At 69.2% G+C, this 13,172-nt stretch carries 14 protein-coding genes and 3 pseudogenes; 12 read left to right on the top strand and 5 right to left on the bottom strand.

The features are described 5' to 3' along the window. The first annotated feature begins 4 nt into the window (after nucleotides 1-4). From FMEAI12_RS38220 to FMEAI12_RS15890, 6 genes and pseudogenes are all read left to right on the top strand, one after another. Nucleotides 5-289: a DUF4158 domain-containing protein gene (locus FMEAI12_RS38220; protein WP_131627996.1), complete on the top strand. Its 285-nt coding sequence runs from the start codon at nucleotides 5-7 to the stop codon at nucleotides 287-289. Nucleotides 290-397: 108 nt separating this feature from the next. Next, nucleotides 398-580, top strand: coding sequence for a hypothetical protein (locus FMEAI12_RS15905; RefSeq protein ID WP_112106630.1), 183 nt, complete (start codon nucleotides 398-400; stop codon nucleotides 578-580). Between the two features lie 304 nt (nucleotides 581-884). Next, entirely contained in the window at nucleotides 885-1,820 is a 936-nt protein-coding gene (locus FMEAI12_RS15900) for an RNA polymerase sigma factor (protein ID WP_160144282.1), read from the top strand. A 135-nt stretch (nucleotides 1,821-1,955) separates the two neighbouring features. After that, nucleotides 1,956-2,756 (top strand): annotated as a pseudogene (locus FMEAI12_RS15895) (tyrosine-type recombinase/integrase); the annotation flags it as partial. Beyond that, the gene (locus FMEAI12_RS39935; protein WP_368672080.1) at nucleotides 2,651-3,001 is read left to right on the top strand and encodes a tyrosine-type recombinase/integrase; all 351 of its coding nucleotides are present in this window, start codon (nucleotides 2,651-2,653) and stop codon (nucleotides 2,999-3,001) included. The pseudogene FMEAI12_RS15895 and the gene FMEAI12_RS39935, both read left to right, overlap by 106 nt. A gap of 399 nt (nucleotides 3,002-3,400) precedes the next feature. Beyond that, nucleotides 3,401-4,231 carry a class I SAM-dependent methyltransferase gene (locus tag FMEAI12_RS15890; RefSeq protein ID WP_235014051.1) on the top strand — a complete coding sequence of 277 codons (831 nt, stop codon included), beginning with the start codon at nucleotides 3,401-3,403 and terminating at the stop codon, nucleotides 4,229-4,231. 139 nt (nucleotides 4,232-4,370) lie between these two features. Here FMEAI12_RS15890 and FMEAI12_RS15885 read toward each other — a convergent pair whose 3' ends face one another. Next, nucleotides 4,371-4,691 (bottom strand): hypothetical protein, encoded by a 321-nt coding sequence (locus FMEAI12_RS15885; RefSeq protein ID WP_131627992.1) that lies wholly within the window; start codon nucleotides 4,689-4,691, stop codon nucleotides 4,371-4,373. A gap of 28 nt (nucleotides 4,692-4,719) precedes the next feature. After that, a complete protein-coding gene (locus tag FMEAI12_RS15880; protein ID WP_112106626.1) occupies nucleotides 4,720-5,067 on the bottom strand; it encodes a CHAT domain-containing protein in 348 nt (115 codons plus the stop codon). Nucleotides 5,068-5,171: 104 nt separating this feature from the next. On the opposite strand from FMEAI12_RS15880, the gene FMEAI12_RS15875 reads away from it, so the two are divergent. The 5 genes from FMEAI12_RS15875 (at nucleotide 5,172) to FMEAI12_RS15855 (ending at nucleotide 9,026) form a co-directional block, all read left to right on the top strand. Continuing rightward, the gene (locus FMEAI12_RS15875) at nucleotides 5,172-5,942 is read left to right on the top strand and encodes an NYN domain-containing protein (protein WP_112106625.1); all 771 of its coding nucleotides are present in this window, start codon (nucleotides 5,172-5,174) and stop codon (nucleotides 5,940-5,942) included. 344 nt (nucleotides 5,943-6,286) lie between these two features. Next, a complete protein-coding gene (locus FMEAI12_RS15870; protein ID WP_131627990.1) occupies nucleotides 6,287-6,694 on the top strand; it encodes a hypothetical protein in 408 nt (135 codons plus the stop codon). Nucleotides 6,695-6,770: 76 nt separating this feature from the next. After that, nucleotides 6,771-6,971 (top strand): hypothetical protein, encoded by a 201-nt coding sequence (locus FMEAI12_RS15865; RefSeq protein WP_235014046.1) that lies wholly within the window; start codon nucleotides 6,771-6,773, stop codon nucleotides 6,969-6,971. Continuing rightward, nucleotides 6,968-7,939: a hypothetical protein gene (locus tag FMEAI12_RS15860; RefSeq protein ID WP_131627988.1), complete on the top strand. Its 972-nt coding sequence runs from the start codon at nucleotides 6,968-6,970 to the stop codon at nucleotides 7,937-7,939. Before FMEAI12_RS15865 ends, FMEAI12_RS15860 begins: the two co-directional genes overlap by 4 nt. A gap of 784 nt (nucleotides 7,940-8,723) precedes the next feature. Beyond that, entirely contained in the window at nucleotides 8,724-9,026 is a 303-nt protein-coding gene (locus FMEAI12_RS15855; protein ID WP_112106621.1) for a DUF6342 family protein, read from the top strand. Between the two features lie 180 nt (nucleotides 9,027-9,206). Here the strand turns inward: FMEAI12_RS15855 and FMEAI12_RS15850 are convergent. From FMEAI12_RS15850 to FMEAI12_RS15840, 3 genes and pseudogenes are all read right to left on the bottom strand, one after another. Further along, nucleotides 9,207-9,575: pseudogene (locus FMEAI12_RS15850) on the bottom strand (pyridoxamine 5'-phosphate oxidase family protein); the annotation flags it as partial. Nucleotides 9,576-9,577: 2 nt separating this feature from the next. Continuing rightward, a pseudogene (locus tag FMEAI12_RS15845) lies at nucleotides 9,578-9,754 on the bottom strand (IS701 family transposase); the annotation flags it as partial. 28 nt (nucleotides 9,755-9,782) lie between these two features. Next, nucleotides 9,783-11,381 carry a recombinase family protein gene (locus tag FMEAI12_RS15840; RefSeq protein ID WP_235014045.1) on the bottom strand — a complete coding sequence of 533 codons (1,599 nt, stop codon included), beginning with the start codon at nucleotides 11,379-11,381 and terminating at the stop codon, nucleotides 9,783-9,785. Between the two features lie 61 nt (nucleotides 11,382-11,442). On the opposite strand from FMEAI12_RS15840, the gene FMEAI12_RS15835 reads away from it, so the two are divergent. Beyond that, nucleotides 11,443-12,996: an ISL3 family transposase gene (locus FMEAI12_RS15835; RefSeq protein WP_112106619.1), complete on the top strand. Its 1,554-nt coding sequence runs from the start codon at nucleotides 11,443-11,445 to the stop codon at nucleotides 12,994-12,996. Nucleotides 12,997-13,172 lie beyond the last annotated feature (176 nt).

The following is a 13,172-nucleotide window of genomic DNA, read 5'->3' as shown; positions in this document are numbered from 1 at the left end:
ACCCGTGGTCGTCCGCCAGATCGACGAGGGCGAGTTGATCATTGACTGGATGCTGGTCGGCGATGAGCTGGCTCAGGTGGCCGGCAAGCGTGGACCGACCCGTCTCGGCTTCGCGCCGATCTTGAAGTTCTTCACCCGGTACGGCCGGTTCCCTCGTGGCCGTGGCGAGTTGCGCGACGAGGCGATTGCCTTTGTGACCCGGCAGGTGGGGGTGCCTGCCGCCGATCTGGGTTTCTTCGAGTGGCAGGGGCGTTCGAGTACCACCGTGCCCAGGTCCGGCGGGAGATGAGCCGGGAAGAGGTTGGACCAGACGAGTAAAGGAAATCGACGTCGGTTGCCACGTACGTTCCGAGGTCGGCCCGTCGGGCCGGCCCGGGAGCGGAAGGGCGACTAGCCGATGGTGGAGTTGAACGACCCAATGTCCCTGCTGGGAACCATGGCCTGTGGCCAGGTGGCCGGGCGTCTGCTCGAGGCGGGGACGCGGTGGCTGTGGGCTCGTGGCCGGGCGGCGCTGGCCCAGTGGGTGCGGCGTCTGGCGACCAGCCCGAACCCAGACCAGGGCGGGGAGCGAGGCGCCTAAACACACCAGGTCCGGGGGCTGGCAGGCACAGGGGTGCGTCTGCCAGCCCCGGTTTCGGAGGCCTCCGAAAAATCTTGAAAATCGTTTGTAAATGGTTCGGTGCGTCAGCGCCTCGTACCCGGTGTCCGCCGCTTCCGTCGAGGAAGTGGTACCCGACCCGAAAGCAGGCCACCCCCGATGTCCGTTGATCCCGTGCCGCTGGTAGTGATGGCGTCATGACGCATGCTCGTTGGCTGTCGTTCCGTGGACTGCGGACGACGTGTGGCGGCGTCCGCGGTCTGCCGGCCTGGGGATAGGGGGTTCGGTGAGCAGCAAGCCCAAAGAGAGCGAGTATGCAGACGGGGCGGTGCCGGAGCAACCCAAGTCGCAGCCCGCTCCGGCGACCGGACGTCCCCTCGATCGGAAGGCGAACTCGAACGACGAGAAAGCCAGGGCACTCGAGCCGGTGAGCCTGGAGGTTGCAGCTGCCGTCGACGGCACCTATCGGGAACACGCCGAGCACCTGCGGGCGTTCGTGCGCCGGCAGATGTCCATCCACGGGCTGAGCGACTCCCAACTCGACGCCGAGGGCGTGGTACACGAAGCCTTCACTGAGACGCTGTCCCATTGGGGGAAGATCGATAATCCGGCCGCCTACCTGTTTACGATCGTGCGGCGGATGGTCGGCCGCGCGGCGCCGAGGGCCGGCCGAGTCTCCGCGACCGACACCGCGGACCTCGACCAAGCCATGGGCCGCGGCAGATCCACCCTTACACTGCGTGCCACGACTGAGGACGCCGCCGCCGCACGCAACGTCATGGAAGCGATCGGACGGCTGCCGGACCGGCAAGGCGTCGCGACCTACCTGCGCCACGTCGAAGGCTGGTCGCAGGCCGAGATCGCGGACCTGCTCAACTGCGCACCGAGCACGGCCGGGGTGCAGGTCCACCGTGGAGTGCAAGCCGTACGTAGCAGAGTGCTCTTCTGCATCCTGCGGGCTTGGCGAGACGCTGTCGTGGCCAAGCGCGACGAACAGCACGCCGTCGACGAGGAAAAGGAGACTCCTGCTCCGCGCGTTCTGATAACACATCTCGGCAGGCGTCAATCGATTGCGATCGCGCTGATCATGCTCGGGGTGATGGCGCCTGTGATCGCGATATTTGCGGGTCTGCCTGTCGCGGAGATCCACCGGTACGGTCTGGTGTTGTTCGCCCTCTACGAGGCTGCCCTCTACGCGGCTGGTGGTCACGATCGCGAGTAAGGGCGGGCTGTGAAAGTGCCCGCCGTCGGCGGGGCGATGCGTCGATCAGGCCCGGTCCTGATCATAAAAGCACATGATAAGAGAAGTTATCGTGTACTTAAAGTGATCAATCTCAGGTGATGGAAGGCGGGCAAGGTGACCGGAGCCGAGCCCGTCCTCCCGCCGTCGGTACTGGTGCTGCCAGCGGCGATCGGCGCGCTCGGCGAGTCGGTGCTCGCTGCCGCCACCGCCGGCTGGCTGCGCGAGCACACCGACGCCCCGACCAGCCAGCGTGCCTACCTGCGCGACCTCGCCGGCTGGCTCGACTGGTGCGCCGAGCACGGCGTCGACCCGACCGCCGCCCGACGCCCGGACGTCGCCGCCTGGCTCGAACAACTCGCCGCCGAACCCCGGCCAGCGACCGGCCGGCCACTGGCGCCGGCATCGCGGGCCCGGGCACTGGCTGCGGTGTCAAGTTGGTACGGCTACCTGCTCGACCTCGACGAGGACCTGGTCGACCGCAACCCCGTCACCGTCCGCCGCCCGACCGTCAGCCGGCACCGCTCAGCCACCGTCGGACTCACCGAAGCCCAGGCCCGTGACCTACTCGCCGCCGCCGACGCCGACCCCTACCCGGCCGCAGTGCGGACCCGGGCGCTGATCCGGCTGCTACTCGAGACTGGGCTGCGGGTCGCCGAGGCCTGCGCCCTGGACGTCGCCGGTTACGGCCACAACCGCGGCCACCGCACCCTGCGCTACACCGCCAAGGGCGGCCAGACCATGGAACGCGCTGTGCACCCCGACACCGCTGCCGCCCTCGACGCCTACCTCGCCGACCGCGCCGCCGACACCTGCATCCCACTCGATCAGCTCACCGGCCCGCTACTCGTGACCTCCACTGGCCGCCGCATCGACCAGCCCTATGTCTTCCGCCTGGTCCGCCGACTCGCCCGCGCCGCCGGCATCCCCGGCTGGCGGAAGGTCTCTCCCCGCACTCGCTGCGCCACGCCTTCGCCACCGTCTACCTCGACCGCGGCGGCAACCCCCGCGACCTCCAAGACGCCATGGGTCACGCCAGCCCTGCCACCACCCGCCGCTACGACCGCGACCGGCAGAACCTCGACCGTGACGCCGCCTACACCGTCGGTGCCGCCCTCGCCCGCCGCGCGCCCGTCGACGATACGAACACAGAGGCTCTGTAGATCATCTCCGAATTGCGGCTGGTGACAGCTTCCTTACCGGGGGTCGAGACTGGCAGAGTCGCGTGTTCGAGTGACCTGAATTCGCAAGATCGATACCGATGATCGTGACTGGCGGTAAGGGTGATCACTGTCACGTGACGGCTGGCGGGGCCGGTCGTATCTTGCCGTGGTCGCTGGGGCGTCTGAAGGCCCGCCGCTGACTGGCCGTTGATTGCGAGCTGGGTATGCGGACCGCCCGACCGCTTATCGTGGATCATGCTCGGTCGAGTGTCGCGTGTCCCATGGCTCGCCCGGCGACCGCGCGGGCTGCTCGTGGCGCCCGAGGGTCGGACCGGCCGGCAGCGTCAACGCTAGGTTGACGCCGACTTGCCGTCAACTTAGGGTTGACGCGTGACGGAGCTGAAGCGAGAGCCTGACCTGGTAGACGCGGAGACCGGCGTGGGCCACGCGAACGAGCCGCATCGTGCGCGGCGGGTGGCGGAATCGTTCGGCGTCGACGCCGAACGTTATGACCGGACGCGGCCGAGCTATCCGGAAGCGTTGGTCGCGCGGGTGGTGGCGGCCAGTCCCGGGCCTCGGGTGGTCGACGTCGGCTGTGGCACGGGCATCGTGGCCCGCCTGTTGCGTGCGGCGGGCTGCCAGGTGCTGGGGGTCGAGGTGGATGCGCGGATGGCCGAGTTCGCGAGACGGGGCGGGCTGGAGGTGGAGGTCGCGTCGTTCGAGGACTGGGAGCCGGCGGGCCGGGCGTTCGACGCCGTGGTCTCCGGCCAGTCCTGGCACTGGGTGGATCCGGTGAAGGGAACGGCGAACGCGGCGCGCGCGCTGCGCCCGGGCGGTCGACTGGCCGTGTTTTGGAACGCCTTCGCACCCCCGCACGAGATAGCCGAAGCCTTTGCCTCGGTCTACCGGCACGTCGCGCCCGACCTGCCGTTCAGCCCATGGGCGGCCCCCACCCTCGACGCGGATGCCTCGTTGGCCGCCTGGGCAGTCGACGGGATGCGAGCCGCCGGCGGTTTCGGCGACGCCGAACAATGGCGGTTCGGCTGGGAACGGACGTACTCCCGGGACGACTGGCTTGACCAGGTACCCACCCACGGCGGCCACAACCAGCTCCCGACAGCCCAGCTGAACCAGCTGCTGGCCGGTCTCGGCGCCGCGTTCGACGTGTTTGGCGGCAGCATCACGATGCCCTACGTGACCCTGGCGGTCACGGCCGAGCGCACCGGGTAGCTGCCGGCGGGCGTTGCGCCCGCCCGATCGCTGGCAGGGCCGGCGTAGTGGGTCCAGGTTCCGCCGACGTCGGCGGAACCTGGACCCACTACGCCGGAGGCGACCATGACGGAAGGGGATGAAACACCGCCGTAGATCGTCAGCGACGAGGTCTCGGTGCTTGCGTATCAGCTGGCCCGGCTTGGCCGATGTCCCGTGCGCCCATGACGCTCGCAAGCTCCTTCCGGTCATTCATGGCCCAGAACAGTAGGAAGAACGCGGCCATCCCGGCGAGCAGCCCGATGGAGTACCACCCGAACGCGTCACTTTGATTGGGGTCGAACAGTCCGGTCACCGCCGCGCCGCCGATGGCGCCGATCACCGTGACGATGTCGGTGACGGCCGTCCTGTGGGTGCGAATCAGTGTGCGGTAAGTGATGTAGCCGACCACAACGCCGAAGCAGCAGGCGCCGGCGGACATGATGTGCGAGCTTCCCACGCGTTTGCTCCTAACTGGCTGGCCGTAGGGCAAGATTGGCGAGGCAGTGGGGGGTGTAGGCCAGCCCCATGACGTTGCCCTTGCGGAGCATGGCCCACCGCGCGCCGCGCAGCGCCTCGCCAGCAGGAAGACCGTCGATAAGCCGGGTGAGCAATTCTTCCATCGCCCAGCCGGCCAGCCCCTGCTCCAGGTCCACCTCGGTGCCCACAACACCGGCGGCACCTGCCCACTGGGTGAAAGCCGGCACGAAGCTGTTCAGCGTGGCGCTGGAGAACTCGGTGGTGTGGCAACCGTTGAGGACGACCAAGGGGCGCCGGTGCGGCCAGTACGGAATGTCCCAGGCCGTCTGCGCCCACATATCGATGTCGAGCGGCCCGACGATGTAGCCGCCAAGGTCGAGGTATCGGTCGGCGCCCGCGTCCGGACTGCGTTGCTCGTAACCAAGGCCCCGACGGGAGCGAGATGAGCGTGCAGGGCACGACGGCCGCGGCAGCGCCGCTGCAGGTCGGCGTCTACATCGACGGGTTCAACCTGTACTACGGCGGCCGTGGGCTGATGGGCGGTGCCGGCAAGCCGGGCTGGCGCTGGCTCGACCTGCGTGCCCTGGCCGCCTCGATCGTCGCCGCACGGCCGGAGTGGGCCGGGGCGCAGATCGCCCGGGTGGTGTACTGCACCGCGCCGATCGACGGCGCGAGCAACCCCAGCGGCGCCGCCGACCAGGAGATCTACCTGCGGGCGCTGCGAGCCGCCTACGCCGTCGACGAGATCACCAAGGGCCGGTACATCACCAAGGTCGTGAGAGCGCCGTTGGCCGTGCCGGGCCCGAAGGGTCAGCCGGTCCTGGCCACCTCAGACTGGCCGGTGATGATCCAGGACCCGGCCGGTCAGCCGGTGCGCGACGCCCGCTTCCTGGTCTCCGTCGCCCAGCGGGAAGAGAAGGGCTCCGACGTCAACGTCGCCTCCCACCTCTTGCTCGACCTGCTGCACCAGCGGATCACCGCCGCCGTCGTGATCAGCAACGACAGCGACCTCGCCTTCCCGGTAGCTCAAGCCCGCGAGCTCGTGCCCGTCGGCGTGGTCAACCCCAGCAAGGGCTACCTCGCCGGAGCGCTGCGCGGCGTGCCGCACACCGGCGTGGGCCGGCACTGGTGGTACAGCCTGCGCACCACCGACCTCACAGCGGCGCAACTCCCCACACAGCTTGGCGCCCTCACCCGCCCACCTGGATGGTGAGTTTTGACAGCGAGCACCGCGCATGCCAAGCTCGCCGTCTAGACCACCCGGCCCCCTCGCGGGCCGGGTTTTTCCTTTTCGCGATCAACTGCTCCGCCGCGCTAGGCCACACGCATCGACGGCTCAAGCCACATCGCCGCGATGACAAGGCCTGCGGCACCGGGCACCGCCTCGCGCCGACTTGCGTGCCCTCCTACCGGGGCACAGCAGGACAGTGCGCGCCACCTGAGCGGATACCCCGCTGCTCTCCCAAGATTTTTTCGAACTGATACGCGGTTCGGTGTCGCGTCGGGCCCACCGCCTGTCCCTTCCTTCGGTACCTGCCAGTTGACCGAAGGAACCGGGTGATCCCCATGGATGATGACCGCTACCACGACGACACCGGCGAGGTCCGCTCCTGGTGGCGTACCCCCACCTCGGACGACGAGTACTACGACCCGTGGAGTCACATGCCGTCCGCGGGGGCGCAGCCCATCCCGAGCCTGGGCCAGGGCGACGAACAGCTGCTGGCCGCTCCCGAGCCCCGCGAGAACCCCGTACGCACCGCCCTCGCGGTCGTCGCCATCGGCCTCGGGCTCGCGCTCGTCGTGTTGCTGCTGCGTCACTGGGTCGACGGTGACGACAGCCAGTCGGGACGGTCCGTCGCGCAGAACCTCGGCGCCGCCAGCCTGTTCCTGGCCGCCCCGATGCCCACGACGTTGAGCAACCTCGACAAGACCCTCGTGATGGTTGCCTCTCATGACCAGAGCTGAGACCCGCGGCCACGAATGCCTTGCACCACCCGCATCCTCGGGTTTTCAGATGATCGCAGCCGTGGTGGGTGGGGCGATGGCAGCGATGTGCGCGCTCCTGCTGGACAGGGTCGGTCTGCCCTGCCTGCTCGCGCTGGCGGCGGCACCTTTCATCGGAGGGACGATCGTCGGCATGCTGCTCCTGATCACCGCCACCCGCACGGGCCAGCCCCGCCCGTTCATCGCACCACCCGACTGCGGGGCGGGCGGCGAGCCGAGCCGGCGGGCGCTGCGATGAGCCCACAGAGCGTGCGCGAGCCATGGGTTCCCGACATCGCCGTCGTCCGCCGGCTCCACCGCCAGGAGCCGGTATGCCGCACCGCGGTGAACACCACCGGGGTGATCAATCTGCGGGGTGCGGTCTCCGTCGTCGCCGCGTTCGACCCGATGGCCGCAGCGGAGAAGACGGACGTGCACGCCTCCGCGGCGTGGGCGGAGGTACTGCGCACCCTGCCGGGGCAGCTGCAACTCACCGTCCGCCGGCCAGCGCGGCCGCTCTACCTGCACCACAGCTTCCCGACGGATCGACGGGTGTTTCTCACCTGCTACGAGCCCAGCCGCCTGTGGCCAGGTAGCCGAGCGCGCGCCGCGACGGCGGCCCGCCACCGACTCGAGCAGGCTGTGAGCCTGCTCGACACCGCCGCCCTGCCTGCCCAGGTTCTCGACACCGCCGCCCTCTCCTGCCTGCTTGGCGTTCCCGTCGACCCGGATGACGCGCTCCCGCCAGCCGCGGACATCGACCACGAGCGACGGCCGGGTGGGTTCGTGGACGGAGGGTTGATCGAGGTCGGCGACGTGTACGCAGCCACCATCGCGATCACCGACCACCCTTCCGACGGCGACCTGTGGGCGGTCCGCATGGAGGGACTGCTGGCCTATCCGGACAGGTTCGACCTCGCATTGCACCTGACCCCAGTGAAACCTGGATGGCTGCGTGTCGGCCTGTACCTGACGGTCTACGCGCCCACCCCCGACCTGCTCGCCGAGGTGCAGGACGCCGTCACCTGCCACGCGGACGCCGTCGGGTTTTCGATCCACCCGCGCCGGATCCGGCCGACGCCAGGCTGGGTCAGCACCCTGCCGCTCGGGCTGGACCTGCTCAAGATCGGGCAGGCGATCAGCGTTGACGCCTTGGCCGCAGGCCTCACCTCCGTGTCTGCCACAGCGGGGACGGTCAGGGAGGGTCTGGGCGGCCGTCGGCGCTAGCGATGATCAGAGTTCTTGCATCGCGCTGCTGGTAGCCGCCAGGGACGCCGGTGCCGGCGGCGGTCCAGACCGGTAGCGCATGCAGCCCCGGCGTCAGCCAGGTGAGCAGCGTGCGCAGCTCATGGGAAGGCCAACCGGGGGTACCAGCGTCGACAAGATCTTCAGGTGGCCGAAATGCTGGACCGCGACTGACCAGTCCCGGCCGCCGAGGTGCGCGACCGGTGGGCGCGGCTGGTCCGGGATGCGCAGGGGAAGGCCGTTTTGTAGATCGCGACTGCCTCGACCGACCGGGCCCGACTCGGGTGTGTTGACGCTCGGTAATACGCCGCGCGCATTCCGGGTTTATTTCACCCAAAAGCGACACGATTTAACTGGGTCGATATATTCCGGTGATTTCCGCGTGCCGCTGCCTCTGGCGTGTGACGCTACGTATGCGACGGTGCGATTCCATCACTACCTCTGGGGGAGAGGTTTTGTGGCGCTCATGCCTGTGACTCGGATGGCTGGATGGCCTCCCCGGGACAGGAAATACGTAGACCAAGGAAGGGGTCGTCCCCGTCCGCTGCGGCGTCTACGCACCCGTTAGCTGGTCCGATCAGGTAGAAAAAATCGGCCAGGAGGGGCCGGCGGTCGAGTAAATTTTCGCCGGAACAGGCGCGTGTTCTCTCCGCGTCGACCTCTGCAGACGTACTTCCTGCTGGTCGACGGTCAGGTCTTTTCTGGAAAAGATACAGCCTACTCCGGTCAGGAGAGGTTCCCGTACGAACGAGAACGGAGCATCGTCATGGCGGACGTTGACCTCGGATTGGCCTCGGACTGGGAAGAGGGCGACACTCACGGCCGAGTCAAGTTGCGGCAGAACCAGAAGTACCCGACCTCGCCCAAGAAGGATGTGCTCATCAGCTCGCCGGTGAGCATCGAACTCTCGGTCAACACCAACTACTCCACCTCCCAGGAAGCCGACAAGATCTTCTTCACGACCCACCACGGCAACCAGAAGAAAATCATCGCGGTACTGGACTCCAACGGAGACCTCTACATCGCTGGCCGCGTGATCGAGGGGCAGTCGAACCTGTCCTACCAGTAGGCCGGCAGTTCGGGGTGGGCCGGCTGCCGCCGCGCCCACCCCGGCGTGGTGGGGGGGGCACGGTCTACGGTGTGGCTACCGGGTCGGACAGCGGTCACACAGAGCGGAGCTGTTTTTCTGGAATCGCGGAGAGCTCCTTGGCGGCTGGTGGCACGAACCCGAACCCCGGGCCTAGTACCCGAACTCGGACTCCTCCGCGGCCAGCACCCGGGCCCGCCCGAAAATCTGGGCTCCCCGACTACTGGCCTGGCCGACCAGCGGAGCGAACACCCCGAGAGACACCCGAGGATCCGCCGCAATGTTGCGCATCTTCGGCGAGGTGAGTGACGCCGTGAACATCACCGCGAAATCGAGATGGTAGTACCGGACCGGTGTCGCCAACGGCCCCTGCGGCCCGGACGTCGCCAGCACGCACATGTTCGGGGTCCGGTAGGAACGGAGCAGAGCACCGGGCTTGGTGTCACATCTGTTGAGATCCTGTCCCGGGGCGGCACCCCTGTCGAGGGTGGCGATCAGTTTCCGGATCTCGGGTACTGTCAGTCCGATCATGCTTAGACCTGCGGGGCTAGGGCCCCTTTTACCTGCTCGGCGCGGACGGCGGCCAGCGCGGCGTAGGCGAGCATCGACAGGGTGATGTGGGCGTACCAGGCCCGGTAGTCACGGACCTGGTAGTCGTCCAGGCCGCAGGCCTGTTTCGCCTGCTGGAAGCATTCCTCAGTGAGCCACTGGTAGTGCCCCTCAAACTATGATCATCTTTCATGTCTGGGTTCCGTTCGTGCTTGGGTCTGGCTGTGCCGGGCGGGGTTGGGTCCAGCGGGCTCGGGTGTAGTAGCCGGGTGGGCGGTCACGGCGTTCGCGGAGCCGCCTGATCTCGGCGTCGTCGGCGAGGATGATCCAGGATCTGCCGTCCGGGTGGCGCTGGGCAGTGATCCATCCTCGGTAGATCCAGTTGTAGAGGGTGGCGGTCGGCATGTGCAGGGCGACGGCGAGGTCGGCCACCGACCAGCGGCCGGGGCCGGGGTTGGCCAGGGCGGTGCGGGTGTCGTGGGGGTGGTGGACCCCGATGCCGAGTCGGCGGGTGAGGGTGAGGATCTGGGCGGGGCCGAACCAGGCGGTGCGTTTGGGTGGGCGCAGCCCCTCGGTGTTGAGCTGGTCGGCGATCTGCCGGCTGGAGTGGCCGGCGTCGGCGAGTTCGGTGATCCGTTCGACGAGGTGGGGGTAGTAGGAGAGCTGGTCGAGGCGGGCGACCGGGCGGGTGGTGCGGCCGTGGGTCTGGTGCCCGCCGGCCCAGGTGATGGTCACGTCGACGAGTTCGCTGGTCCCGACGACCGCGACGGTGACCTGGTCGATCAGGGTGCGCAGGAGTTGTTTGCGGTCGGTCTGGCTGGTGGTCGGGGCGTTCCAGAGCGCGGGCAGGTCGCGGGCGAGAGCGGTGATGGCCTGGCGTTCGTCGGGGGCGAGCGCCTGCGGGCGGGCCTCGACGAAGCGCTGGTAGTCGGCGGTCAGACGGTCGAGGTCGGCCAGCGCCGTCTCCCAGTCGGTTTCGAGCTGGCGGGTGACCAGCCGGTTTTCCGGTTCGGCGAGCTGGTACTGGCGCCGGGCGCGCTGGGCGGTGTAGCGGGCGCGTTCCAGCCGCTGATGCCACAGGGTGTCCAGCTCGGCCCGGTCTGCCTCGGCGTGGGCGGCCGCGGCCAGGGAGACCTCCAACGCGGCCGGGGCGACGGCGTCGAGCAGCTGGCCGATCACGTAGCGGTCGAGCGCCGGGCCGGCGAGGTGCTGACACGGCCGGCCGGTGCCGTAGGTGGCCGGCAGGTAGGCGCAGTGATAGTTGTGCGAGGGGAACCGGCTGGCCGGGGTGTGGTAGCTGACCGTCATCCGATGTCCGCACCGTCCGCAGCGCAGCAGGCCCGCCAGCAGCGCCGATCCCGACCTGGGCGCCCCCGGCGAGGCGGCGATCTGCCGGTTGGCCTCGAGGCGGGCCAGGTTCGCGGCATACCGTTCGGTGCTGATGTAGGCCGGCATCCGGTCGGGCAGCAGCACATGCCAGTCGTCCATCGCGCGCACCACCCGCCCTGTGCTGGGCCGGCCCGCCTGTCTGCGCCGCGCATCCACGCGGCGCCTGCCGTAGGCGTAGTACCCGGCGTAGATGGGGTTGTGCAGCATGACCTGCAGGGTTTCCCGGTTGGGGCGCCGCCAGGTCAGCTCGCCCTTGTCCACCCCGCTGTGGGATCGCACCGGCAGCTGCACCTCGTGGTCGACCAGCCAGCGCAGCACCGCGTTCAACGTCCCGAGCCGGTCGAACAGGTCGAAGACCAGCCCGACCACGGTCCGGGCCTGCTCGTCCGAGCCTGTCACGATTTTGGCTCTGCCGCACATCCGGTGGTAGCCGACGTGGCCCGCCGTGTCACGATCCGTCATGGTTGGTGTGGAGTGCCTGGTGGCGGTGGTGTTTGCGGGGTTGGCGCCGCTGGTCGTGGAGGACGTGGCGGACGAGGGTGACCGGATCCGGGTCGCGGCGCGGACTCCGGACCGGCCGGCCGCCTGCCCGCGGTGCGGGGCGCTGACGGCGCGGGTGCACAGCTACCACGTGCGGACGCCGGCGGATGTGGCGCTGGACGCGCGCCGGGTGCTGCTGACCGTGCGGGTCCGTCGGCTCGTGTGTCCGACCCGGGGCTGTCTGCGGACGTTCCGGGAGCAGGTCCCGGGTGTGCTGGAGCGTTACCAGCGGCGCACCGTCCGGTTGGCGGGCCAGGTCGGCGCGGTGGTCCGGGAACTCGCGGGCCGCGGCGGGGCCCGGCTGTTGAGCGCGTTGTCGGTACGGCTGTCACGGGACACGGCGCTGCGCTGCCTGCTGCGCCTTCCGCTGCCGCGGTTGCAGGTCCCGCGGGTCCTGGGTGTGGACGACTTCGCGTTGCGCCGCCGCCACCGCTACGCCACGATTCTGATCGACGTCGAGACCCGCCGCCGCGTCGACGTCCTGCCCGACCGCGGCGCGGATGCTCTGGAGGCCTGGCTGCGGGCTCATCCCGGCGTTGAGGTCGTCTGCCGGGACGGCTCCGGTGCCTACGCCGAGGGTGTCCGCCGTGTCCTGCCCGACGCTCGGCAGGTAGGAGACCGGTGGCACTTGTGGCATGGCCTCGCCGAGGCCGTCCGCCGGGAGGTCGCGGCGCACAGCGCCTGCTGGGCGAAGGCCGGCCCGCCGCCGACCGAGGGGCCCCGCGCTCAGACCACCCGACAGCGCTGGGCGCAGGTTCATGGCCTGCTCGATCAGGGCGTGGGTCTGCTGGACTGCGCACGAAGGCTCAATCTCTCCCTGAACACGGTCAAGCGCTACGCCCGCGTCCCCGAGCCGGAACGGCTGATCCGTGCGCCGGAACGGCTGATCCGTGCGCCGGCGTTCCGCCCGACGTTGGTCGACCCTTACCGCGACCATCTCAAGCGCCGCCGGGCCGAGGAACCCGCCGTTCCGGTCCTGCGCCTGTTCCGCGAGATCCGGGAGCAGGGCTACACGGGCAGCCACAACCTGCTCGTCCGTTACATCAACTCCGGCCGGCTCGACGGTGACCAGCCGGCGATGTCCCCACGCGCCCTGACCCGCCTGCTGCTCACCAGACCCGACACCCTCACCGACGCCCAACGTGACCGGCTCGACCAGCTCACCGCCGCCTGCCCCGAGATGACCACCCTCGCCGGCCTGATCCGCGGCTTCGCCGCGCTGCTCGACCCCACCGACGGCAACGACGACCGTCTCACCGCATGGATCACCACCGCGCGGGCCGCCGACCTGCCCCACCTGCATGCCTACACCCGCGGCCTCGACCTCGACCGGGACGCCGTGAACAACGCGCTCACCCTGCCTTACAGCAACGGCGGCACCGAAGGCGTGAACACCAAAACCAAGAAGATCATGCGCCAGATGCACGGCCGAGCCGGCTTCCCGCTCCTCCGCCACCGGATCCTGCTCGGCTAACACACAGTCACCACCGGAAGTGCGGCAGAGCCGTTAGCTGGACAGTCCCGGCTTCGCCCCAGCCCGACGAGCATGTTGCTGTGGTCCGGCTGTGATCGTGGGCTCCGGCCGGGCGGTGTGACGGGTTGACGATGAACCCGCCTGTGATGCCGCTACCTGGCGGCGGTTGGCCTGAG

This window comes from Parafrankia sp. Ea1.12 (genome assembly GCF_900465275.1).
GTDB classification, from domain to species: Bacteria; Actinomycetota; Actinomycetes; order Frankiales; family Frankiaceae; genus Parafrankia; species Parafrankia soli.
Note: the sequence above shows the minus strand (reverse complement) of the source record. Positions and strands in the feature narration are given on the sequence as shown.